The organism is Methanococcus maripaludis (genome assembly GCF_013760955.1).
GTDB lineage: Archaea > AGJL01 > Methanococci > Methanococcales > Methanococcaceae > Methanococcus > Methanococcus maripaludis_A.
The window spans coordinates 234,700-258,243 of record NZ_JACDUL010000004.1; the positions used below are offsets into that span (position 1 = coordinate 234,700).

General features: G+C 31.0%; 24 protein-coding genes and 1 tRNA gene. 7 read left to right on the top strand and 18 right to left on the bottom strand.

The annotated features are described in order from the left end of the window. On the top strand, positions 1-4,352 hold a 4,352-nt coding region (gene cobN / locus HNP90_RS08810), incomplete at its 5' end, for a cobaltochelatase subunit CobN (RefSeq protein ID WP_258558961.1). A 601-nt stretch (positions 4,353-4,953) separates the two neighbouring features. On the opposite strand, the gene HNP90_RS08815 is transcribed toward cobN, so the two are convergent. After that, on the bottom strand, positions 4,954-5,862 hold the full coding sequence (locus HNP90_RS08815) for an aminoglycoside phosphotransferase family protein (protein WP_012068039.1): 909 nt from the start codon (positions 5,860-5,862) through the stop codon (positions 4,954-4,956). 293 nt (positions 5,863-6,155) lie between these two features. On the opposite strand from HNP90_RS08815, the gene HNP90_RS08820 reads away from it, so the two are divergent. Together HNP90_RS08820 and HNP90_RS08825 are read left to right on the top strand one after the other, a co-directional pair. Beyond that, the gene (locus HNP90_RS08820) at positions 6,156-7,802 is read left to right on the top strand and encodes a hypothetical protein (protein WP_012068038.1); all 1,647 of its coding nucleotides are present in this window, start codon (positions 6,156-6,158) and stop codon (positions 7,800-7,802) included. Positions 7,803-7,876: 74 nt separating this feature from the next. Continuing rightward, positions 7,877-7,961 (top strand) — tRNA-Ser (locus HNP90_RS08825). A 198-nt stretch (positions 7,962-8,159) separates the two neighbouring features. On the opposite strand, the gene HNP90_RS08830 is transcribed toward HNP90_RS08825, so the two are convergent. Further along, the gene (locus HNP90_RS08830) at positions 8,160-8,570 is read right to left on the bottom strand and encodes a hypothetical protein (RefSeq protein ID WP_012068037.1); all 411 of its coding nucleotides are present in this window, start codon (positions 8,568-8,570) and stop codon (positions 8,160-8,162) included. A gap of 170 nt (positions 8,571-8,740) precedes the next feature. Between HNP90_RS08830 and HNP90_RS08835 the strand changes: the two genes are divergently transcribed. Beyond that, on the top strand, positions 8,741-9,010 hold the full coding sequence (locus tag HNP90_RS08835; protein WP_012068036.1) for a helix-turn-helix transcriptional regulator: 270 nt from the start codon (positions 8,741-8,743) through the stop codon (positions 9,008-9,010). A 15-nt stretch (positions 9,011-9,025) separates the two neighbouring features. Further along, entirely contained in the window at positions 9,026-9,847 is an 822-nt protein-coding gene (locus tag HNP90_RS08840; protein WP_012068035.1) for a hypothetical protein, read from the top strand. A gap of 79 nt (positions 9,848-9,926) precedes the next feature. Here the strand turns inward: HNP90_RS08840 and HNP90_RS08845 are convergent, their stop codons facing one another. The 14 genes from HNP90_RS08845 to HNP90_RS08910 form a co-directional block, all read right to left on the bottom strand. Next, positions 9,927-11,261 carry an ApeA N-terminal domain 1-containing protein gene (locus tag HNP90_RS08845; RefSeq protein ID WP_012068034.1) on the bottom strand — a complete coding sequence of 445 codons (1,335 nt, stop codon included), beginning with the start codon at positions 11,259-11,261 and terminating at the stop codon, positions 9,927-9,929. 710 nt (positions 11,262-11,971) lie between these two features. Continuing rightward, positions 11,972-12,151, bottom strand: a complete 180-nt coding sequence (locus HNP90_RS08850; protein WP_048060466.1) for a hypothetical protein — start codon at positions 12,149-12,151, stop codon at positions 11,972-11,974. A gap of 32 nt (positions 12,152-12,183) precedes the next feature. Further along, on the bottom strand, positions 12,184-12,747 hold the full coding sequence (locus HNP90_RS08855; protein WP_012068033.1) for a hypothetical protein: 564 nt from the start codon (positions 12,745-12,747) through the stop codon (positions 12,184-12,186). A gap of 867 nt (positions 12,748-13,614) precedes the next feature. Next, a complete protein-coding gene (locus tag HNP90_RS08860; protein ID WP_012068032.1) occupies positions 13,615-15,795 on the bottom strand; it encodes a hypothetical protein in 2,181 nt (726 codons plus the stop codon). Positions 15,796-15,804: 9 nt separating this feature from the next. Continuing rightward, the gene (locus tag HNP90_RS08865) at positions 15,805-16,773 is read right to left on the bottom strand and encodes a tyrosine-type recombinase/integrase (protein ID WP_012068031.1); all 969 of its coding nucleotides are present in this window, start codon (positions 16,771-16,773) and stop codon (positions 15,805-15,807) included. Between the two features lie 43 nt (positions 16,774-16,816). Beyond that, positions 16,817-16,975, bottom strand: a complete 159-nt coding sequence (locus HNP90_RS08870) for a hypothetical protein (protein ID WP_012068030.1) — start codon at positions 16,973-16,975, stop codon at positions 16,817-16,819. An 11-nt stretch (positions 16,976-16,986) separates the two neighbouring features. Next, complete coding sequence (locus HNP90_RS08875) at positions 16,987-17,232, bottom strand: hypothetical protein (protein ID WP_012068029.1); 246 nt, start codon at positions 17,230-17,232, stop codon at positions 16,987-16,989. A gap of 10 nt (positions 17,233-17,242) precedes the next feature. Further along, complete coding sequence (locus HNP90_RS08880) at positions 17,243-17,539, bottom strand: hypothetical protein (RefSeq protein WP_012068028.1); 297 nt, start codon at positions 17,537-17,539, stop codon at positions 17,243-17,245. 1 nt (position 17,540) lies between these two features. Then, on the bottom strand, positions 17,541-17,699 hold the full coding sequence (locus HNP90_RS08885) for a hypothetical protein (RefSeq protein ID WP_012068027.1): 159 nt from the start codon (positions 17,697-17,699) through the stop codon (positions 17,541-17,543). Continuing rightward, positions 17,696-17,923, bottom strand: coding sequence for a hypothetical protein (locus tag HNP90_RS08890; protein WP_048060465.1), 228 nt, complete (start codon positions 17,921-17,923; stop codon positions 17,696-17,698). The genes HNP90_RS08885 and HNP90_RS08890 overlap by 4 nt, the downstream gene beginning before the upstream one ends. Next, a complete protein-coding gene (locus HNP90_RS08895) occupies positions 17,920-18,129 on the bottom strand; it encodes a hypothetical protein (RefSeq protein ID WP_155810753.1) in 210 nt (69 codons plus the stop codon). Before HNP90_RS08895 ends, HNP90_RS08890 begins: the two co-directional genes overlap by 4 nt. Positions 18,130-18,143: 14 nt before the next feature. Beyond that, positions 18,144-18,371 (bottom strand): hypothetical protein, encoded by a 228-nt coding sequence (locus HNP90_RS08900; protein ID WP_012068025.1) that lies wholly within the window; start codon positions 18,369-18,371, stop codon positions 18,144-18,146. A 9-nt stretch (positions 18,372-18,380) separates the two neighbouring features. Further along, positions 18,381-18,890, bottom strand: coding sequence for a hypothetical protein (locus HNP90_RS08905; protein WP_012068024.1), 510 nt, complete (start codon positions 18,888-18,890; stop codon positions 18,381-18,383). 28 nt (positions 18,891-18,918) lie between these two features. Continuing rightward, positions 18,919-19,134 (bottom strand): DUF2080 family transposase-associated protein, encoded by a 216-nt coding sequence (locus HNP90_RS08910; protein ID WP_012068023.1) that lies wholly within the window; start codon positions 19,132-19,134, stop codon positions 18,919-18,921. A gap of 406 nt (positions 19,135-19,540) precedes the next feature. Between HNP90_RS08910 and HNP90_RS08915 the strand changes: the two genes are divergently transcribed. Next, complete coding sequence (locus HNP90_RS08915; RefSeq protein WP_012068022.1) at positions 19,541-19,915, top strand: winged helix-turn-helix transcriptional regulator; 375 nt, start codon at positions 19,541-19,543, stop codon at positions 19,913-19,915. Between the two features lie 3 nt (positions 19,916-19,918). Here HNP90_RS08915 and HNP90_RS08920 read toward each other — a convergent pair whose 3' ends face one another. Further along, complete coding sequence (locus HNP90_RS08920) at positions 19,919-21,484, bottom strand: hypothetical protein (RefSeq protein ID WP_012068021.1); 1,566 nt, start codon at positions 21,482-21,484, stop codon at positions 19,919-19,921. 133 nt (positions 21,485-21,617) lie between these two features. After that, on the bottom strand, positions 21,618-22,154 hold the full coding sequence (locus tag HNP90_RS08925; protein ID WP_012068020.1) for an SHOCT domain-containing protein: 537 nt from the start codon (positions 22,152-22,154) through the stop codon (positions 21,618-21,620). 145 nt (positions 22,155-22,299) lie between these two features. Between HNP90_RS08925 and HNP90_RS08930 the strand changes: the two genes are divergently transcribed. Then, positions 22,300-23,439, top strand: a complete 1,140-nt coding sequence (locus HNP90_RS08930; protein ID WP_012068019.1) for a hypothetical protein — start codon at positions 22,300-22,302, stop codon at positions 23,437-23,439. The last annotated feature ends 105 nt before the right edge of the window (positions 23,440-23,544 follow it).

Below are 23,544 nucleotides of genomic sequence, written 5' to 3' on the forward strand. Positions count from 1 at the left end.
CAGAAGCCATACTAAGGATGCTTAATAGAACAACGATCTCTGGAGCAACCGTAAGTAAAACGGGAAGTGCAAAAGTTGGAACAACACTTGTTCTTACGAAAAAGATGGTATCTTATGTTCCAGGTGAAGTTTCAAAATTAAATGTAGCAATTGTAACTGGATACAGCAATTATGAAAAACAGCTCTCAACATCAACGAATAGGATAAATTCCAATTCTGATCTAAATATCGTAGCTTCGTACTATACGACTTTAACGTTATCTGAGGACATTGATCTCAGTCAGATGGATATTATCTATATAGTAATGCTTACGCAGAGCGCAGAAACAGTTGAAAATACTGTACAATCTGCAATTGATAATGGAGCAGTAGTAATCGGTTCCAACACATATCTACCGGAAAGTAATTATTCAATTCCAGAAGAACATACGGATGTCGAAGCGTTTAAAAAATATCTTTCAGAATACTGGTCTGGAGGAGCTTCAGATGACGAAAATTTCGATAATTTAATTTTCTACCTGGCAAGCGAATATTACAACCGTACAGACCTTACGGTAAAAGAGCCTTCTGGTCTTCAACGGGCAATATACCATCCAAACATGACTACAACACCTACTGAATTTTTCACTGGCGATGCTGGGGAATATTTTGCATGGTATTCGAATAGAACTGAAGGTCATGCATTTGACGAAGATGCACCTACTGTGGGAATCGTATTTTATACATCCTACTATCCAAACGAAATGGATCCGATCGACAAATTAATAGCAGGATTTGAATTGAGGGGCGTAAATGTTATTGCATGTTATGGTGATGCAGATAACCAGTTAGATTATTACTTAAATTATAATAATGAAACGAAAGTAGATGCAGTAATTTCATTCCTCTATCGTGGAACGTACTTTGATTTAGAAGAACTCGGAGTACCTGTTATAGATGGAGTTTTAAATGGTTACATGAACACAAGCGAATGGATAGAAACGAGCAATCCACTACCTGTTACAAACATGCTTAGAATTTACAGACCCGAATCAGAGGGTCTTATTGACCCTATCATGATAGCTGCTACGGAGGAGGTCCTTGAAGATAATACCACCATATCAAAATATATTGGCCATGATACCCAGATAGAGTGGCTTATTAACAGGACAATCGCACAGTGCAACCTTGGAATCGAGTCTGAAAGTGAAAAAAAGGTTGCGATAATTTACTATAACCACGAAGGTGGGAAAAATAACATCGGAGCATCATATCTTGAAGTTGCACCAAGTATTGTAAACCTCTTGAATTCAATGGAATTGGACGGTTATGATATTAATGAATCTATGATCCCAAATAAAACAGAATTAGTAGATTTAATGCTCCTTCAGGGTAGAAATATAGGTAGCTGGGCTCCAGGGGAACTTGAAAGCCTTGTCGAAACAGGCGAAGTTGAACTTATCCCGGAAGAAACGTATATTTCATGGTTTAACGAGTTACCTGAAAAAAGAAGAAATGAAGTAGTAGAAACTTGGGGCGAAGCTCCGGGAGATTTAATGGTTTATGAAGATAATAACGGGTCAAAATATATCGTTATCCCTAAAATAAGCATGAGCGACAACGTAATTGTTTTACCACAACCTTCACGTGGTTGGATGGACAGTTACGATACGTTATACCACGATACAGAGTTACCACCAAATCACCAGTACATTGCATTTTATTTATGGCTCCAAAAAGAGTTTGATGCAGATGTTATGGTTAATATGGGAAGACATGGAACCGTAGAGTGGCTTCCTGGAAAAGAATTCTGCCTTTTAAGTGACGAATGGCCTGCTTTAATGGTTGGAGATATCCCTGTAGTTTATCCATATGTAATGGATGGAACAGGAGAAGGTATGCAAGCAAAAAGAAGAGGCAATGCAATTATAATTGACCACTTAATTCCCCCAGTAATTTCTGCGGGTCTTTATGGCAATTACAGTTTATTAAACAGTGAAATAGCTTCTTACTCGACATCAGTTACTGAATCAGAATCACTCAAGCAGGCCCAATTTGAAGAGATTTTAAACCTTACAATTGAATTAGGTCTTGAAAGTAGAGTAAATATGAGTCTTGCAGAAAATGAAAGTACAGTCGATGAATTTTTAGATGAATTAGATGAAGTTTTGAGGGAGTTGAGGACTCTTTCTATGCCTTACGGATTACACGTTCTTGGTGAAGCACCTGCAGGTGATGAACTTGTAGGTATGGTAAATTCAATGCTTGGTAGCAGTTATTCTGAAAAAGTAGCAATATATAATAGTTCAGACTCTGCAGCCACTGATTTGTTAACAAAAGTACTTTTAGAAAATATTTCAATAGATGATGCACAAATGCAAGTTTTAGGTAATACTTCAGAAGATATTGAATGTGATTTACAACTTGCCATTAACTATTCAGCACTGCTTTTAGAAGCAGACAATGAAATCGAACAGGTCTTAAAAGCAATGAATGGGGAATATATCGAGCCAGGTCTTGGTGGAGATCCAATCTTAAGGCCAGAAACGCTTCCATCAGGTAGTAATTTCTACGCATTTGATGAACAGCTTATTCCAACAAAACAAGCATGGGAAGAAGGTAAAGCGCTCGTAGATGAATGGCTCAGTGAATATTACGAAGAAAATGGAGAATATCCAACTAAAGTAGCATATATATTATGGGCTGGAGAATCCACACGTCACCAGGGTATAATGGAAGCGCAGATTCTTTACATGCTTGGTGTACAGCCAGTATGGAATGAAAATAACGGAAAAGTTACGGACGTTGAAATAATAAACAGTTCTGAACTTAATCGACCTCGTATCGATGTTGTCGTGCAAATATCTGGTCTTTACAGAGATTCATTCCCGATGAAAGTTCAATTGATAGATAAAGCAGTTAGACTCGCATACGAAGAAGACGAGCCTAACAATTACGTCAGAATAAATACCAATGAATTACAGAAGGCATTAAATGAAACCATACAAAATGAAACTCTTTCATTGGATATTGCACAGTTTAGAATATTTGGGCCGGCTGACGGAAATTACGGAACCGGTATGGCAAATGCAGTATCTTCAAGTGAAACATGGAATGATACAGATGCATTAGCAGAACTATACATAAGCAGAATGAGCTACATTTACGGCCAAAATATATGGGGTCAGACAATTTCTGAATATATCGAACTACAAACCGGTCAAAATGTAGAAATTGATAATGAAATCATATTTGAAAATAACATAAATGATGTAAGCGACATTTTCCACAGTAGAAGCTCAAATACTTACGGAGCGATAGATACAAACGATTTCTACCAGTATGTTGGAGGATTAATCAATGCAATAACATACGAATCAGGAGAATCTCCAGATGCTTATGTGGTAAATCTCCAGAATGCTGATGACCAAAAAGTAGTGTCATTGCAAACATATATTGAAAATGAACTCTATTCAAGATACTATAATCCTACATGGATAACCGGAATGCAGGAAAGTGGTTTTGAAGGAGCTACAGAAATGGAGAAATTCGTTGAAAATCTTTGGGGATGGGAAGCCCTCACTTCCGATATCATAACCGATGAAATGTGGAATAAAGTATACGATACATATGTGGCAAATTCAGAACTTAGTGGTTGGTTAAATGAGAACAATCCTTATGCATACCAATCAATGACAGCACGAATGATGGAAACATCACGTAAAGGATACTGGGATGCATCCGGTGAAACCCTAGAATTCCTTGCAAACGAATTCATCCAGTCAGTAATTGAATATGGCGTTACATGCTGTCACCACACCTGTGGAAACATCGAACTTAACGAATGGTCACTGGATCATTCATCACTGGATAAGGAAACATTAGAAGAATATGTAAAAATATTCGAAGAAGCTACACAAAAAGACTTGGATATTTCGGAAGATAGTACGGAAGTTCCTGAACAAAATGACGAAAGTTCAAGTTCTGAGCCAGATACATATTCAAAAGTGTATTCTGGAAATGAATCCGTAATCGAAGCAGTAAATGCAACAAATGATACAATAATCACAAACACTACTACGACTGAAGATGCAGCACTAAGTGCTGGTTCTGATGGAGGAAAAAGTAGTTCTGGAAGTTCAAGTTCAACTTCAAGTTCTGAATCCTCTTCGTCTTCAACGTCAAAAACTCAGAAAGCATACGAAGTTACAGTAGCAAATGAACCTGAACAGTCCGAAACTTCTGGAACAACAGTTATTGCAATTATTGGTGCAGTTGGAATGACGGGACTCGTTGGTGTTGGATACTTTAAACAGAACCCAGAAGTCTTTACAAATATTATAAATGCACTGAAACTTCTGAGAAGAAAATAAATATTTTCTTTTTTACATTTTTAACTGATTAAATAGAATTGAACTATTTTTAAATTTCAAAATTTCAATTTTTTTCGAAAATTCAATGCTTTAACCCTGATTAATCGTATAAAAAAGGTTTTGGGCCAGTTATCGCCCATATGACGTTATGAACAAGTTTTAGTTACATAATATACTAAAATCTATTAGAATAAATAAAAAAGGAATAGATAGGTTAAATCGCCTGAAAAAAGTTTCAAGAAAAATTTCAACATTAATTAAAAAATAACCCTATTTCAAAAGTTGGGGACGTAAATCTCTCCAAATATTAAATTGTATCGAAAATATTTAATTTCCCCAAATTAAATATATCCCCCTATAATATCCAACATTAAATCCTTCAAACAATGCCTATCTTAATAATTTGTTCAGGATCATGGAGAGAAACGTCCCCATAATATGTAGTATTGGTTGATACAATTGTCTTTCCCATTAGGATTTTAAATATAGGATGATCTGAAATCATAATACGTAATGAATGTGTAAAATAATTAATAACCCAGATATCGGACTAACCATTAATTTTTCAAGTTATATTTAAAAAGAGAAAATTATTTCAAAATTATTCATCAATCATGCATTTTGCATCAGTATACCATTTTGGAATTGTAGTATTGAAATAATCGTAATCAATAAGCGCTTTTGCAGCCTGTTCTGTCATGATATTAACTTGTTCTTCGCCAAATGGAATTGCCCAAGGTAGTGAAGAGATTGTATTAACGGATATGTAGAGGGCGAGTAACTGGAAAAACTTTTCAGGAATATTTCCATTAAAGTAACCATCTATTTTACCAACTGCAAATGCCTTACTTACTTCTACATCCCATATAATTCGGTTAAATTCTTCATATGGATCTCCAAAATCATAACGATTAAAGTCAATAATTGCAACATCGTCGTTATTTGTTAAAATCATATTTCCAATATGGTAATCCCCATGTTGCAGTGTTGATCTAATATCCTTTAATAAATGCCTATTGCGATTTATATATTCAATAAATACCTCCCCATTTTCATATTTTAATGGGCATTCTAAATATGCTTTAATTTTCATGCCTATCTTTTTATTAAATCTTTTTTCCCATGAATCCAGGTTTGAAGAGATATTTAACGAATGGATTTTTTTAAGTATTTTTCCAGATTTTATTCCAAGGTTGTACTGTTCCATTGCATTCTTTTTTAGAATGGCTGTTTCTAAGTCTTCGCCTTCAACCCAAGTAAGCAGCATGTATATCCCAGATTCACAAATTCCAAAATCAACTGGTTTTGACATTTCAAAGTCCATTTTGCTAAGTTCAAGTAGTATATCGTATTCTTTCTGTTTTCTTTCGTAGAATTTAATATCTGATATTCTAAGCAGGAGATGTTCTTTATTCTTCGTGATAATGTGGTATTTTTTATCTTCCGACCACCCCTTATTTACTTCTTCAATGATATCCCATGATTCGCTTCCATTAATCCCTTTAAACATATATTAACCCCATTTTAAGCTAGACGATTAAATCACATTTAAAATTAAGATAGTATTGTTGGCTATCGGATAAAAAATTTAAAAACTTTACCCCAAATTTACTCACAAAAACACTTTTTCTTTTTTAATTTTTAAAACAGAAAATCTTTTTCAGAAATTTAAACTAAATCATTTTAAAATTCCAAAAAATATTATTTTTTATTTAAATTAATTTTTTCAATCAATATTATTCCGAAATTGAAATATAGTTTTTTTAACATATTTTTATTAGAATCGGTTAGGGGGCGGTATTTTTGAGCGTTTACGATTTTGATATAAACCTTCAAAAAGTATTTTACAATTATTTTAAGGAATTTAAAAGCACCAATTGGAAAAACTGGTTAGATATATCCTCAATTGAAGAATACGAAGAAGCAATTTTTAAAAATTCGGGGCTTTCAAGAGATATCTTGGATGAAATTTATTTAAAAAAAACTGATCCAAAGGAGTTTTCACTAAATCCACAAGTTTTTTTAAAGGATAGTCTTGAAAAAGATGATATAATTGATTTATTTTCAAAGGACACTGCAATAATAACTCACACTTCTGGAACTTCTGGCGGAGATATTACAAAATTGAAGTGGTTTTTGATTTCTGATGATTTTTTAAAAAGAGTCTGGATTCCCGGAATGCAAGCAATATTTGAGTCGAGCGGTTTATCAAAAAATAAATCAGCGGTAATTTTTGTTCCAAGCAGGATCAAAGTTGACGGGCTTTCAAAAATCGATGATTTAAATCTTGTTCGCCTTTACACATCAGAATTTTCCCAAAGGGTAGTTTTATCACACATTAAACCTTCTTCATACTTAATTGATGAATACAAAAATGCGCTTAATATACTTACAATTTCAAAAATACTAACTCTTGATGATATTTCAGTAATTTCTGCGCCCGCTGCAACGATTATCAAATGGGCAGACATTGATAAATTAAAAGCAGGACTTGAAAAATCAATAAATTCTATTGACTGGGATTTGGTAAAAGATGAATATTTGGAAGCTTTCGAATTAAAAAAATTGTATGAAAAAATTGGGCTTGATAATTTTGCAACAGAAATTCAAAACAGGCTTTCAGAGGCACTTAAAGATTCTACGCTTATATTTAGCATAACGTCCCTCTCAAAAGACGAATGGATGAAAATTAGGAAATTTATGGGCTGGAATATTGGTGAAGAAAAGTTTACAAATCTTTATGTTGGGAGCGAAATCGGCCCATTTGCAGGCGGGATAAATAAAGAAGATAATTATCGAATGTATGTATTTCCTCTAACTTATCCTGTGATTGAAAGAAAAGGAAAAAAAGAATTTATTTCTAAAACTAAAGATAAATATGGAGTTTTACTTGTTTCGAGACCGGGATCAGATCCTTTAATAAATATTGATACTGGCGATGTAGTTACGATATTAAATCAGGATGGAATTCCAAAAATCTCAGGTGAAATTTTAAGATCTGGATTTAAATTAAAATTAGAAATGAAACTCGAAGGTTTTCCTGAAAACACCGAATTTTTTGCTGGAGATTACTTTGATATTGGTGGAATTGAAGTATTCAATCCTCGAAAGATGGTTTCTTGTATGGGACAAAGATTTGGATTGGAAAAAGATAATCCTGTGCTTTTGGTGTCCGGAGAATCTTACAAAATGGTTTTACCGCTTGAAAATAATAAAAATGTTCTCATTGATAAAATAAAAGATGAAATGCCAAACTGTTCTATTGGGCAGGATATTGAAGAAGCTTTGAAAAATGATAAAATTTCGCTTGAAATGGGAAATACAAATGTTAAAACTTCAATTGATCACGCAGAACTATTAGAAAAGGTTAAAAAGGGCGACCTTCCAAAAGGGGTTCTCAAAAAATGGCCGTTTTACATTTTAAACGTGCCTGAAAATTCAGAAATTTAAATAAATCATTTTTGTTTTAAATTTTAAACATGGAAAAGTATTTATAGAATAATCGCCCTTATTAAGTTGTTCGTGCGGAGATGGCCCAGCCTGGTACGGCGCGGGACTGCTAATCCCGTTACGCTCTGCGTAACCCGAGTTCAAATCTCGGTCTCCGCGTTTAACTTTTTTCTGAAAATATTAACTGATTTTGATTACATTTTACGCGTATTTTTTCGGTTTAACGACGGGACTAAAACCCGTATTTTTAACAGGACTCTGTCTTTACAAAATACGGGTTTAGTTTTTGGAAAAATCAAAGACATTTTTCTAAAGATTGACATTTCTAAATACAAGTTTTTAAAACTCGTGAGGTTTTCAAACACCTTCGACAATGATCCTGTAAAAAACATTATACTTTTTTGAGTAGTGAACATCGTTTCCAGACTTCAATTCATTTATGACATCTGACTCATTGATGATCCTGCCTGTTAATGATTGATTTAAATAAATTTTTTCAGAATTTAATACTTCATTTGTAGAACCTGTTAAATCTCCAATTGAGATTTTTTGAAACCTGTTAATTAAAATTTCATCATCTTCAGTACTTTCAATTTCGTCTGGTTTCTTTTCGATATTATCAGAACAAAATATTGTTCTAATCTGTCTTAATTCAGTCATTGCTTCAATTCCGCTTGCAATTCTTGCAGTTAAAACCATTTCGTATTTTTCTATTAAGTTTTTCTGTTTTTCGAGCGAATTGACGATTTTTTCTTCTAAGTCCTGCATGGTGGTTCACCTTGATAATAATTTAACTCGTGTTACTTTTTACAAACTAAAATATAATTATATTATTATTTAAAGTTATGTAAAAAATACAATCGTATTATATTTTACAATCGTATGTTAATATAATTCAAACCCAAAAATAGTAATTAAAAAAGAATGTGGGTTTAATCATGGTTTTAAAATTACTTTCAAAGAAACATGTGGAGAATATTTTAAAACTCTTAAACGAGAGTGGGGAATTGTACGTTCAGCAGATAAACGACGAAGTTAAAATTAATAAAAGTAATTTAAGCCAGCTTTTACAAGAATTGCAGGATAATGATTTTGTTTCAAAAAGAATTGATGAGGATACGGCTAAGAATTTGCCGAAAAGTTATTTTAAATTGACGGAAAAAGGTAAAAGAGCTTTAAAAATTTATGAAATGGCTGAAGAATTATAATTTGAGGGTGGGGAAATGGAAGATGTACCTGAAGAAGATAGAATTTATGCTTTTTTAAAATTTAGTGAGAAACCGTATATTGAAGAACTTTATAATGATGGAAAAATGCATTTCAGCCTTTTAAGTTCTTTTAATACAAAAGAAATGGGAACTCTTCAAGGAGATCCAAATGAATCTCTTTCCGAAATATATCCTGCGAAGGGTGATTTTAAAGTAATTATTGGAGGAGTGGACATATCTTCAAGTATAGTGGGAAGTCCGATCATTAGTGGCTACGACGATTCTGAAAATAATTTTATATGGTGTTCTTATGGAATTTTTGAAAAACAGTATGGATCATTAAAAAATAACGAAAAATTAGATTTTTCAAAAATGAAAGAACTCGGAAATTATTGTATTATTGTTTTAAACTTTAAAGAATTTAATAAACGATTAGAGGATGCATTCTATTTGGAATTTTCTAAAAATATATTGAAAAACTGGATAAATAAAACTTTTATTACGGGGGGTGCTGTAGAATACGTTCCTAACGACTATACCGGATATTTTGGCCCATTTAAAAAATATTTGGACTACGAAATTCAAAATGAATATCGTTATGTGTTAAATAGGATTATAGGCGTTCCAAATTGCGTGGAATGTACTAATGATAAAAAACTAGTGCAGATAGATGATGAAATATATTTAGCAATTAATCGAGATTTTTATGATATGTATTTAGGAAATCTTTCAGATATTTCGGTTATAGTGCCAGTGGATGAAGTGAATGATGCATTAATAATGTATTTTTCTGAAGGAAAAAGTATTTCAGAAATTCAAAAGAAATATCCAATTTAAAATAAAAAATAATCTTTTTTTAAAATTTTAAAGAAAAAAGGGCCATTTATGAAATGGTTGGGGAATTGATTTAATTTAATTAAACCCCAATTTCAAATTCTAATCTAATTTTATCATGAAATATTTTGAGAATTTCTTCTTTTTCAAAACCGATTTCTTCCATTATACAAAGTTCTAACAGTATTTCTAATTTTTTAGTTGCATGGTATATTTCAGAATGGTTTTCAGCCCGCAATGCTGCTTCATGTGATAATCCATTTCTATTATGTGCTACAAATTCAGAAAAATCATGTATTGTATTGTTTCCCCATTGCGGCAAATATTCTTTTAACAATTCTCTTAAACGGTCTGCCAAACTGGGTTCATTACCTCTAAGCTTACCATCTAACCAGCGTTTATATCTGCTATCTTTCATGCTAAATACATCTTTGATTTCTTCTACTCTTGTATTATATTCATCAATTGGTAATCTTTCGTTAATTCTAGTCTGACGATGATATGATTCAAGAGCATAACATAAACTAATGAAATTGTATGCTAAAGGCATGTTAAACTTTTTAGTTGAGAAATATAAGTTAAAAATAGGTTTTAATCGTTTTTCTATTTCAAACCATTTCGTAAATATTGATTCCATATTTTCATGGGAATTATTGAATAACATGTTATCGGAGTTTATTATCTTTTTAGGTGGTTTTTCGTGTAATTCTTCAAGATATATGTCAATATGGGCATCTTTTTCACCTTTTGGAATACTACCTATGATTTCATGAGGATAAACACGACTACCTATCGAAAAAGATAAAAATTTTTCAAAAGACTTAATAATGTCTAAATATTTTGAAAAATTTACAAGATCCCCATTTTCATGTTCAATAATTAATTTAAAATCTATATCTATTGAAAAAGAACAATTTTGAACAAATGATCCATCAAAATGCATGCCAATATAAAATTTAAAATCTTCAAACGTTCCTAAATATAATGGATCAGGTACCTCGCAACTTGCACCATACGTATTTTCAGCACGTATATACTCCAAGTACCCCACAATACAGGACCATTCCCGTAAATTGTAAAATTTTACCATGACTTTTTTAAAATTAAGTTCTTCGCGGTTAGGAAAATACTTCCCATAGTAAACTTTTGTTACATTAAATTTAGCTGTGTTATATCCTAAACCTCTATATTTTAGATTAAGGGGATAGCCTTCCACGGTTAAATATTTACCATCTTCAGTATGCCCTTTTATTAAAATAGGATCTATGATCTGTCCTGGTTGCATTATATTGCTAAAATTCCCCTCAACTTCTATTAAATCCAGAATTTTTTCTGATGAAGTATAGTTTAAAGTCCCATAAACTTCTTTTTTATCACCAGGAATAATCCATTTGCCCCTACATGTTAGTTCTTTCATAAACTCCCCTCGATAAATATAATTAAATTTAATTTAAGGCGGCTAAAATATAAAATTTCCGAAAGGGTTTTTTGTTGAAAATGTGAAAATAATTTTAAAATCTGAACTTTAATTATAAAATATCTTAGTTTTTAAGTCTGGTTGTGAATTTAAACGTCAATAACCGAACAATTCCAAAAAATATAAATACGAACTCTGCAAAGTCTATTAAGTCCTGTTTTTACATATATTGGATTTGTGTGGAAATTAAAGCTGAAAACATTTTAAAATCTATATTCAACCCCCCCTTTAAGCAGGACATGCTTTTTCAGCTTTTTATATTGCTATGTTTAAAAATTGTATTGGCGAGAAATTCGTCAATACCCCCTCATAATGCCTGAACGTAATGTGCCACGTTTGAAGACAAATATTTAGTTTTCTAAAAATTTCTTTTTTTCCATTTTTAACCCGATATATTGGTTTTGGTTACTCTAAATGTTTAAATAAAGTTAATTTCAAAAATTATATTTACCCAAGGTGGGAAAATCTTGGGAAATGGGGAGTTTCTTAGGTCGTAAAAACGGTTTCATACACCACTGAACAGTTCAATTTTTCGGGGGATTGTTGAATTGTTCTATATCCTTAACTTTTTTTAGATTTTTTTTCCAATTTATACGATTAAACGCATTATTGCGGTAAAATAGATTTTAAAAATAAAATTTGTTTATATTTTAATTTAAAAATGATAAAAAAATATCGTATAGTTTTGAAAAAACCCATGCAAATGGTTCCATAGGGGTTCCCACTAATAACGGAAGCATAGCTGATGAAATAGCACCAAGTATGACGATACAAAATATCAATACAATAACAAATTGAATTAGAGTTGTAAATGAAGTTTGGGATTCCATGCGACCACCTTCCCATGTATGTGTAATCTTTATTATTTTTTAATTTTAAGTAGTTTTTCCAATTTTATAACATACCATTTTCTAAATTTGTATGGCGTTTTTTGAAATTTGATGTCGTAACTATTAATCATTAAAACTGCTGTTGCGAACAAAAATATGCAGTAAATCCCTAAAATAGAATTAATTAATTCAGCAGGAATTTTGTCAAAATATTTCACTAAAACACCGAATAGTACCATAAGTACGCCAATACAGCCACTAAAGGCATAGTTTAGATATTCTACAAAAAGATTGTACTGTCCAACATAATTGAAATCAAAATTACTATAATTTTTTGTTTTAATTTTATCAATACATCTATTAAAATTACGCAATGTACACATTATCAGCCTTAAAAGCAAGATATTTAGGACCCAAAGGATAGTTAAAATAATGATTGCTACGTAAAAATATGACCATGTATCTGGATTAGTGCCCAAATAATAAAAATAAATTGTAATGGTACCCGTGTATATGAAAATCATGTATTTAAACTGATTTTCTATCTTTTTTTCAAAATATGTATATAAACCAAATAAACTTTCTCCTTTATTCAAAATTTCCCCTAAACCTACTTTCTTAAGATATTAAGCAGTGTTGAAATCATTCCCAAAATGATCGCCAGATATATGAGCGATGTAATTAATTGAACGAAACTATCGGTACTCATTACGTACATTCCTTCACCATGAGATTAAATGTTATATTAACTTAGACATAACAAAAATATAAAATTTCCTAAATTGATTTTTAAATAAAATCATACTTTAATCAAAACCCAGTAATAAATCATGTAACCAGACTTTCAAAAAACTGTAAAATTTACGTTAAATAACGAATAAATACAAATGTCATTACGACAGTGAAATTTCAAAAAATCTGAAAAAAAGTGGGGCTTATATGTACGGCATTAAGCTATATATCTAGCCTACATTCTTGTTTTTTGTAATTTTTTTAAAAAAATCACTAAAATATATTTAGTTCACTCTCTCTTACTTCAAAATTTGGTTACAAATTACACATTTAAAAAGGGGGAATTTAAGAGCGATAAAAGTAAAAATAGTTCCTTAAATTCCTTTAAATTTGTAACTTCTAAAAAGTTACAAGGTTACAAATTTTTGACCCTATAATAATACTAAGTATTACAAAATGTAAAAACATATACAAAAACTTTGAAAAAATAGAATTGATTTCTAAAAAAGAAATGTAACTTTGTAACTTTTAGTAATAGTTACAAAGTTACAGGGTTTATAGGGTTTATTTTGTAATTCAGGGATAATTAGCAATGTAACTTTGTAACCATGAAAAACACAATATTTTGCCTAATCAAATATTTTTTAAAAAATAAAAAAAAGATCCAGAAAAAAATCCCCTGGGAAAGTATTGAAAAATTGGTTACAAAATTAAAAAATATTTCAAAAAAGTTATTCCAGTTTTTCCTGGATTGGATATTCTATGAATTTATACATGTATTCTTTTGGTTTCACAACAATGTTTCCAACCATGTTTTCAAGTAACTCAATAGATTTTTCTGCAGGAATTCCATGAGTTAATTCTAATCTTAATGTAATATCTGATTCATGAGCTGCATCTTTTTCTTCAAGACATTCTTTCAATGTATCAACAATTAATTCCCCGATTCTTTGATCATCAGGATGTTCACTAAATTCTTCAGTTATTGGAATCCAAACAGCTTTTTGAGGTTTGTTGATTCCTGAAAATCTGGTTGTTTTTAATTCAAATCCATGTGCACCAAATTCTGCAAGGGTTTTTACTTTTATTTCATTCATTTCAATAAAATTCAATCCTTTTGCAGTTATTGCAACATAATGATTTTCAAGCCTGTCTTTTTTAATATATATCCCGTATTTTTCAAGCTGTTTTACTCCAAGAATATAATCTGCCCCTTCAGGTTCTGCAATGTAATCTAAAATGTTATGTTTTACACCAGATTCAACCCATTCTGATAATTTTAAAACTTCTTTGATTATTGTTTTCTTGATCATATCTTTTGACGTGTAAATATTGTTATTTCCGTAAACTACCTTTTTAGATGGTTCATATTCAAGTTCAAACTCTTTAAAAATAAATTTTGCAATCTCTCTTCCAATCATTATTACATTATCGTTTGCATTTTCCCTTGATGGATCAAAGTTTAAGGTGTTGACGTGTTCTTTTATTTTTTCAATATTTCTGTAAATATAAGCTCCTAATTTTGGCATTTCATCTAATAATTCATTTCCAATCTCTTCATTATTGATTAATTCATAATCATATGCACTTAACACAATAAATCTGTCAACCAATGCAGGATCAAATTCTTTAAAATGATTTGTAGACATTATAAACGGCCTTCTTAAAAGAAACGTGTAATCGTCTTTTTCCATGTCTTTATTTCCCCTTGTAATCACGGCTTCTTTCCCAGTTCCCATCTGTTTTAACATATCAACGAGTCTTTCTGGAAATTCTTTTAATTCATCAAACCACATTGGAAGATTAACATACTGTTCTTTTGCTATTTTTGAAATGCTACCTTTTAAATCATCATTTGAATACGTGTTTGTAGTATTTAGAAGTAATCTGTTGAATACGATGTTCATTCTCGCAGTTTTTCCAATTCCTTGCTTTCCAATGATTAAAAGATATGAAAATTTGTCAAGTCTTTTGGTATTCAAGAGATCATATCTAAAGAGTGATGCAAGTGAATATTCAAAAATTATTTTTGTAAAATCTTCTTTTCCAAGATAGTTCTTTAACTGCTCCAATATTGATCTAATTTCTTCTTTTTTGTATTTCATTGAAAGCATTTTTTTAAAATCTTTTGCCCTTAAACTTTCTCTTTGTGATTCCCAACCGTTTAATATTATTTTATCAGTTCCATAGTATCCAAAGGCAATTGTACGTTTAATAACCTTGTTTTTATCGTCATATCTCTTTAAAATGTAGTCAAATATTTCGCTGTATTCTTCCAGGTATTTTATGTAATTGAAATTTCCTGAAGGTTTGACTGCACCAATAAAATCATCAAAATAATTTATTTCATCTGTAAGATCCACTTCTTTATCTTTTATCAATAGTTTTTTCTGTGTTTCAAATTCTCTTCCATTAAAATATGTTACATTCTCAATTTTTGGCCTAGTGTATGCTGCAATAGGTTTTAAATCTTTTACAAATCCTGCTTCATCTTCTATTTTATAATTTATCGCATGGAGGTTTTTTATATCGCTAAATACTAAATTCCCGTCTTTACATAATTCTCTAAATATGGATTTTTCACTTATTTCAACACGTCCTGAAAGGCCCTTGAATTCAACTTTCACGCCCGGTATTTTTAGGGCCCTGTAAATTTTATCATATATTGTTGTAAGATCACTTCCTTCAGGGTAAAGTTCCAGGATCTCATCATTATCAAGTTCATATTTTTGTGAAAATTCATCTAAATCAAAGACAAATATATTGTTTTCAACCTGTTTTTCAGCAGCATACTTTTCGGAAAACTCCCATACTTTTTCTAAAAGTTCAATTCGTTTTGCCCTTCTTTCTTCCAGTTCCTGTTTTGCCTGAATTACTATCTCTTTTTTCTGAATTTCGCTTAAATCTCCCATTCCCCCACCCTATAAAATCTTTTTAATTTGTTTTAACATGTTTTCCTGTCTTTCCTTGGAGTGGGAATAGTATAGCGTAGTTTCTAAGGATTTATGTCCTAAATATTCTTTTACAATGTCAATTGGCATACCTTTATCCAGGAGATCAACTGCTCGACCATGTCTTAAAGAATGGATTACTACTCTTTTATTTTCTGGAATTCTCCCCTGGCTTTTTAGTTCTTTTACCGCATTTCTGAAAACATCGCTTACCCTGTTTCTCTGTAACGGCTCACCTTTATATGTTTGAAAAATCTTATCTTTAGGTTCTTTCCTTAGATTTGCTTTTAAACAGTAATTAACAAGTGTTAGTGTGTCATTTGAGCATGTAACAATCCTTTCTTCTTTTCCTTTGGTATTTCTTAACCTAAATTCTCCTTTTTCTAAATCAGAATCACCATATTCCAGTTTCAAAGCTTCTGAGATTCTCGCTCCGGTATCCCATAAAAACCGGATAATCATTGCATCTCTGATTTTTGTGGTGCTTCTTGTTTCCAGGATTTCAGTTAAAATCATGTTTAAAATTTCAGTGGATAATGAATCGTAGTGTTTTATTTCAAAGCTTGTGAATCTTTTTCTCTCTTCACTTTCATCTTTGAAGTCTTTGAAGTTTTCAAGTCTCATAAGCTTGTAAAACACTTTTAAATTATTGTAATACTTGTTTTGGGTATTTCTCGAAAGTTTCCTTTCTTTTTCAAGATAATTAAAGAATTTAATGAACTCTGCGTTTGTCATTTCTTCAGGATTTTTTTCAAGTCTGTTGAAAATGAAATTCAAAAACACTTTTAACCGGTTTACATCGCCCTGAATCGTAGTTTTTTTAATTCCATCAAATTCCCTTTCTGCAATGAACTTGTCAACCCATTTTTTAGATTTTGAAGTTTCTTTTATCTCTTCTTTTTTTGGTGTGAATAGTATCATATTTTTTAGATTTTGCATAATAAATCCCCGTTAGCTAATTTAAGAGTGTAGTGTTAATAATTTAGTAAGATAGCGACTGTCCCCCGTCACTATCTTCTAATACGATTAGTTTTAAATTACAAAAATTACAGATGATTTCATATTTTGCCCCGTAAGGCCACTTTTCAATTTCAGATCCTTCATGTTCTATTGGATTTCCACATTCTGGACACTTGATCATGTTACCACTTTTTATCCAATTAAACCTGCTTTTTCAAGCATTTTCCAAGCTGTATCCAATGCTTCAAGCATTTTGTGTAGTTTTATAGTATCTTCATCAAGTGAAGCATAAGCAACAATTACGGCATCTCTTATCCCTACTTCATAAATTTCTTCTGTAATGCCGTTATCTATCGTTATAAGGCCGTTATCATCTTTAACATAAAATCCGGCACCTTCTAAATGCTTGATAATGGATTTTTTCAATTCTTCAGGCATTTCTCCACCATTACAAAATTTTAAAACATCTTTCTTCTGGTTCGTAAATTTCCCCTTCTTCCAGTAATGATCTTAAAATCAAATCAAGGGTTACTTTATTTGTAATTTTTAATTCTGTGGCTATTTCTTCATAATTTGTTTCTTTGTCATATCCTTTGGATAGTATCAGATCTAATGTTTCTTTTTTCAGATCTCCAAAGTTCGAGCCATCTGCAAATCTTATGATACCCTTTTCTAATCCAGTTAAAATTATTGGATAATTTTCTTTTATTGTCTTGATTTCAAATGTGCATGTGATAGTTTCCATTTCATTCCACCACGTCTATTCCGTATTTTTCAAAAATTCCTTTTAATTCGCTTTTAAATCCATCAAAATCTTTTCCTTCAACTTTGAACTCTTGAATAACAATGCCCGATATTTCTGGAGTTCCTTCTTCAAAATTTTCAATTTTAGTCACATCAATCATGCTTTCACTTTCTCCAGGTCATCAGCAACAAACCAACACTGTCCTGCATCCCCAAATTCCACACAATACTGATATTCGCAGATTTGGCCTTTTGTATCGATTAGTTCACGTCTAGTTATCTTTCCTTTTCCCACTGTTTCACACAGTTTCCAGATACATCCTTCACAACATTCGCCTGATGTCACAACTACATTATCACCTATTTCTAATGATTTGGAGCTCATGCTTTCACTCCAATTACCTGTTTAAGAAGTTTTAACTCGTTGTTTCCCATATTCGTGATAACTTCATAGTTTCTAACATCAACAGACGAAAATCTTTCAGGTTTTAAATCAACGTCATTGAGTGCAATAAAATCCCCGTTTCTGAATTTTTTAAGGATTAAAAACAGCACTCCCAGATCACTTTTTAAAAAATCTCCTTCTTTCATGCTTTCACCCCACATTAAGCCGCCAAATCACATCGAACAGTTTTGAAAGTTCTTTCCCTTCTCCTGTTCGTTTTCATATCAATTTTTCTTTTAAATTTCAGAAAGTCAGGACGATTCAAAACTTTTAAACTGCATTCTTCATCCTTTACAAGTTCAGAAATTCTGATTAACTCTTTTTTACCGTTTGCAACTCCGTAACTTTCAGGAATTGTCCCCCTTTCGATAATGTAGTGAAATCTCATGTTCCCACCTCAAAATTTTAAAAAATCTCCCTCTTTCAATCCATCGATTAATTTTTTTCCAGTACTGCCCTTGTAAACGTTATTCCACCAGTTTGCAGGTTTTTTCATCAAAGAATATTCTTTTCCGCATTTTTCACAGACATAGCTTTTTCGATATTCTGAAATGATTAAATCGGATCCGCAGTCTTCACAAGTTAATCTGGCATCATTCACGAGATCTGTTGAAAGTTCAATGATTTCATATCTTTCAGGTCTTATTCTTGTGTGGAAGTTTGGATCATTTGCATATCTATGCTTATTAGCCCAGTCTGAAAGCCTTGCAGCTTCTCCGCTATTTTCACATATTGCAAGTGTGTTCCTGTCGATGTACTGTTTAGAGTTTAAAAACTCCTCTGTGCCGTCACAGTAGGTCAGCAATTCTTCTATTCCTTCCGCCCCCACGTGGCTTCTTAAAAAATCACGCATAGTGATTTCTTCGACAACTACCACTGAATAAGGCTGTAAATTCTTTAAAATCATTTTTTCCACCTCAAAATTTTAAATTTTTTTAATCAACTGGCTTAGTTTTCAACTGATTTTGAATTTGAATTGCGATTCTTTCAGGCTCTTCCTGGCAGTCTTCATCATAGATAATGACTTTAGCACGCTTTCCAATATGTTCTGGAAATGGATTTGGCCAGACCCTTCCACCGCCACCCTGCTTTTTTATCACTGCGTCGTAACATACGAGGATGTTTTTTTCTGATTTTTCGATAAGGATCACCTTTTTGAATTTTAAAGATTTTTGACGGTTTTTTAAATTACCCAGTTTACATATACTAATGAAAATAACGAAGTGGCTTGTATCATTCGAAATTCTTTGGTTGTCATATTGAGCTTTTCATGGCCTTTAATCGATAGGTAAATAAAAACAAAGGCTAAAAAACCCGTAAAAACTATTTTATGAATCTCTTTCAGCGTTAAACTTGATATTGTTTCAAGCAATGATTTCACCTCTTGAATTTTTTATAACTTGCATTTTTTGCAAGTTAATATAACTTTGTTATGATATTTATATTTTATGTAATTATTACAAGTTATAATTTTTGTAAATTGCAATAAATCCAAGATTGACTTAAAATAATAATGAAAACATATTTTGTTGCAACAAGCTCGATAATGTGAAAACAATGCTAATGAAATTGATTACTAAAAAAAATACGAAAGCAGTTCTTGATTTGATAATTGAAAACGGAGAAATGTATTTTAGCGAACTCCAGCGAGCATTGGATAATGTAAATCCTGGAACTCTTAATAGAATTTTAAAGGAATTATTAGAAGAGCATATCCTCAAAAAAAGAGTCGAAGATGAAGATAAAGCCATGCCTAAAGCGTATTACAGTTTGACGGAATATGGTTTAGAGGTAATAAAACTCTACGAAAAAGAGAAAAAAATTGAAAAAATGAAACCTAAGTTCTATAATGAAATTAAAGGGGATGTTGGACAGATTATCAACATAGAAAAAGCTGACGGGTTAGAAATTAACTTTAAAAAAGAGAAATAATTACTATTCTATAAAGTTCATATCTTTAAGTTTTAACTCATGAAGTTCATAAAGATCTATTTTTTTAGGGATTAAATATTCATTCGAATATGAAGCTAACTTTAACATTACTCTATCGTTTTTTTTGATCTGTTCTTCGACACTATCTAAATTTATTATTTTAACCCTATCATGAATATAATATAAATCTCCAAGACGAATTTCTTTTTCAAATATGCTCACAGGAGATAGTTGTATCTTATACTCAATAGCTCCCGCTGTTTTTTGAGTATTTAATATATTCCTGGCTTCATGATTATCAACTTCCATCGTTACAAAAGGAATTTCTATATTTTCTTTAATTATACCATAGATATCAAAAATAGTTCGTAAGTCTGCTTCAGAACGATATTCTGGAAGTATAAATGGTACATTAAACTCATGTTCAATCGTATAGAGTGCGTTTATTAATGGTTCATCGTTAATCTCAATCTTTTTATCAAAATTAATTCTACCTTTAACGATTTCGTTGTTTATTCTCAAAATTAATTCATCATGGTTCATTAATTCTTTTAAAAATAACATACAGGTCATTAATTCAGATACTTGTGCATTTTTTACATTTAATCTTAAGTTTAGTTTTTCATCATCGGGATGAATTATTTTTCCAGGTTTTGGTACATTAAGTAACATTTCTAATGCCCGATTATTACTTTCAATTGTTATGTAATCTTCATGAATATCTTTAATTTGAAACAACATGTTTTCCAGTGCATAATCTGTAGCATATATTTCCAATCTAACATTTAGTTTCGGATAACCCGGCCTTAAGATAACAGGATATTTTATTTTAGTATTTTCCTCTTCCAACATTTCCTTAAAAGTTTCAAAACTTTTAAATTCTTCTTCAGATATTTCGAGTGATTCATTTTTTAAGTACATATCGTCAATATATTTTTCAGGATCTATCGTGATATTCCGCATTTTTAAGACTTTAGATATTATTTTTACCGGATCTATCGTAAAAGCATGGTTTAATATGATGCCTTCATCACTTTCTTCGGCAATTTTATTTGCATGTTCAAATGCAAGTGTAATTTGTTTTTTTTTGGAACCAATAAGATATGGAATATATGTTTTAAACGCATCACTTATCGATTGGGGCATAAATTCCTTTATAGCATCTATCTTCTCAATCATGACTTTGTGCTGTTTCGAATTATCCTCAATTTTAGCTTCAATTCGTTCGATTCCTGCTAAAATTCTGGCATGGTCAGATTTTGCTTCATTCAAAAATTCTTTGAGTTCAGGATCTGTTTCGTTCTGATTTTCAATATAATCTAATATCTGTTTCAATTGGTCTCCTTTTTGGCTGTCAGAAGTTAGATCATCATAAATGTCCCATGATGTAACAATAATCTTTCCTAAAGGTGGAATATCTGCAAGTTCGAGTAATCCATCAACAATTCCTGCTACAGGATGTTTTATTGTTTTCAAAATGAAACCAATTTTTTCCAACTTACTTTTTAATTCATCGTCTTTTAAAGTACTATTCTTAGATTTTCGAAAAAGTTTTCTAAATTTTCCCATAGTGGCACCATGAATGATTTGAATAATATGCCCTGATTTTAAAGTTTAACCTTTAAATCGTAATATAATTATATTATTAAAATTAAAATAAAAGGTTACTGATACGAATTAATTTTAAAAAAGAGAAATAATCTTAAAGCTTTTTTAGAAGTTTCTTTTTGTGATTTTCAAATTCTTCTTCTGAAATTATGCCTTTATCTTTTAAATCTGCCATTTTTTCAAGTTTATTTAGTTCCGAAGTAGTATCCTTAGTCTTTCTATGTTTCTTTTTGAGTTTTCTCTCATCCATAGTTTCTTTTAAGAAATCTATTGCTTTTTCTACTTCATCAAAATTCCCGGATACTGAATAAGTTCGAGTTTTTTCTTTTGGTAATTTTATTGATAACTCCATTGAATTAGAAAAGAAACCGCGGTTTATATTGTAATAAAGTCGTTCAATTTGACTGTGATTTATAATCTCAATGTCTGAAAAAGTACCTTTTATAAAGCCAGGATCCATAATAAAGATTCTTTTACTGAGCAATATCCAATAAAGCCCTTTTGTTTTGAACATTGCTTTTATGGATTCATTATCATGCGTAATTTCGCTAAGTTTAGAAATCATGCCTTTTAAAATTCGATTATCAATATCATATTTACTTAATTCAATTTTTATTTTATCTTCTTCCAAATTATCCCCTAATTACCCATATTTTAAATAATAAAATTATTATAGGTTATTAAATAAAAAAGTTGTAGGTAACAACAAAAATTAAATCCTGTTCAACGCAGAAGTTTTTGGAATAATTCATTATTGACAATTATGGGGTGTAAGGGTGGGATATAATTTAACTAACTGTATTTTATCAGCTATCTTGGCCATACTAATTGTTATTTTCATATTAATTTCTCCAGGAATTGTTTTTGAAAAATTTGTTTTTTCAATATTCGTGGGTTTTGTGATTGCATTTTCATGCATAATATTATTTGTGAAAAAAACAAGCCCTTTTAATCCATTAAATAAAACCGATCTTAGAACTTCATTTGCATCTATAATATGGCTTTCATTAGTTTTCTGTCTGATTACGCCTCTTTTTTTGGCAGAAGGGGCAGGTCTTGATTGGACGCACTCTTTCATTTCTAAATTTTTAGAAACCATGAGTAGTATTGGAACATATATGGCTGCAATGTTTGCTGCAAGCGTTATACTTGGAATGGAAAAGCAGCAAAAAACCATGGATAATACATTAAGCGAAATGGAAACACAACGAAAAATATCCATAAAACCCGAACTTTTTCCGGTAAAAACGACTCTTTATTTGGCAAATTTAAATGATGAATTTCAAATATGGGTCGATACCCCTAAAAAAATTGATGAATATATATCCAAATATGGAGATTTAGTTAATAATAACCCCGATTTTAAGATTAATCGATCTTTTTTAATAGATTATATATGCCCGCATATAGACGTGTATAATTTTGGATTGGGTACTGCAAAAGGTATTTCTTCAGGAATATCGTCCGATTTTAAATTATTTCTTTCAAAAACATTTGATGATAGGGCTAATTATAATATAATTAATGAGGATAATGGATACAAAATTAAATTTAATAATGGAAAAGAAATTGACATTCCAAATATCAAGTTAATGTTGTTGGATAATGTACTTACTCCCCATTCAAAATTTTTTTCTGAACCCTTAAAAGTTGACTTTTGCCATTGGAGATCTTCCTTATACGGTGCTGTTATGGAATATTTCAACGAATCGGATAGTTTTTATGATGATGTTGAGTTGTTTCTATCGTATTTTTACCCCGACGGTACATCTGATGAAATAAAGTTTGAAATCACCATTAAATTCAACTTAAAAGTTAGCGATGCAGGAAACAAATACGCAGAAGTTAATATTGTGCCATATGTAATTAACCATGCCCATTGTAATAATTTCTTAAAATCAGAAAAAAATTGTTAGTATGGCCTGAATTTAAAAATAACCCCCTATAAGAATTTTTAAATATTTTTAAGTAAATAGATTCCGTTACTACTACAAGCTGAATAACTTGAAATTAACTTTAAA

What these genes read in the sequence shown, in the direction of transcription:
- HNP90_RS08865 (WP_012068031.1), bottom strand. Translation starts at nt 16,773, where the DNA reads ATGCAAAATCTAAAAAATATGATACTATTCACACCAAAAAAAGAAGAG.
- HNP90_RS08860 (WP_012068032.1), bottom strand. Translation starts at nt 15,795, where the DNA reads ATGGGAGATTTAAGCGAAATTCAGAAAAAAGAGATAGTAATTCAGGCA.
- HNP90_RS08830 (WP_012068037.1), bottom strand. Translation starts at nt 8,570, where the DNA reads ATGCAGGACTTAGAAGAAAAAATCGTCAATTCGCTCGAAAAACAGAAA.
- HNP90_RS08905 (WP_012068024.1), bottom strand. Translation starts at nt 18,890, where the DNA reads ATGATTTTAAAGAATTTACAGCCTTATTCAGTGGTAGTTGTCGAAGAA.
- HNP90_RS08835 (WP_012068036.1), top strand. Translation starts at nt 8,741, where the DNA reads ATGGTTTTAAAATTACTTTCAAAGAAACATGTGGAGAATATTTTAAAA.
- HNP90_RS08885 (WP_012068027.1), bottom strand. Translation starts at nt 17,699, where the DNA reads ATGATTGATGTGACTAAAATTGAAAATTTTGAAGAAGGAACTCCAGAA.
- HNP90_RS08840 (WP_012068035.1), top strand. Translation starts at nt 9,026, where the DNA reads ATGGAAGATGTACCTGAAGAAGATAGAATTTATGCTTTTTTAAAATTT.
- HNP90_RS08815 (WP_012068039.1), bottom strand. Translation starts at nt 5,862, where the DNA reads ATGTTTAAAGGGATTAATGGAAGCGAATCATGGGATATCATTGAAGAA.
- HNP90_RS08915 (WP_012068022.1), top strand. Translation starts at nt 19,541, where the DNA reads ATGCTAATGAAATTGATTACTAAAAAAAATACGAAAGCAGTTCTTGAT.
- HNP90_RS08890 (WP_048060465.1), bottom strand. Translation starts at nt 17,923, where the DNA reads ATGAGCTCCAAATCATTAGAAATAGGTGATAATGTAGTTGTGACATCA.
- HNP90_RS08920 (WP_012068021.1), bottom strand. Translation starts at nt 21,484, where the DNA reads ATGGGAAAATTTAGAAAACTTTTTCGAAAATCTAAGAATAGTACTTTA.
- HNP90_RS08880 (WP_012068028.1), bottom strand. Translation starts at nt 17,539, where the DNA reads ATGGAAACTATCACATGCACATTTGAAATCAAGACAATAAAAGAAAAT.
- HNP90_RS08895 (WP_155810753.1), bottom strand. Translation starts at nt 18,129, where the DNA reads ATGAAAGAAGGAGATTTTTTAAAAAGTGATCTGGGAGTGCTGTTTTTA.
- HNP90_RS08850 (WP_048060466.1), bottom strand. Translation starts at nt 12,151, where the DNA reads ATGGAATCCCAAACTTCATTTACAACTCTAATTCAATTTGTTATTGTA.
- HNP90_RS08875 (WP_012068029.1), bottom strand. Translation starts at nt 17,232, where the DNA reads ATGCCTGAAGAATTGAAAAAATCCATTATCAAGCATTTAGAAGGTGCC.
- HNP90_RS08900 (WP_012068025.1), bottom strand. Translation starts at nt 18,371, where the DNA reads ATGAGATTTCACTACATTATCGAAAGGGGGACAATTCCTGAAAGTTAC.
- HNP90_RS08870 (WP_012068030.1), bottom strand. Translation starts at nt 16,975, where the DNA reads ATGATCAAGTGTCCAGAATGTGGAAATCCAATAGAACATGAAGGATCT.
- HNP90_RS08845 (WP_012068034.1), bottom strand. Translation starts at nt 11,261, where the DNA reads ATGAAAGAACTAACATGTAGGGGCAAATGGATTATTCCTGGTGATAAA.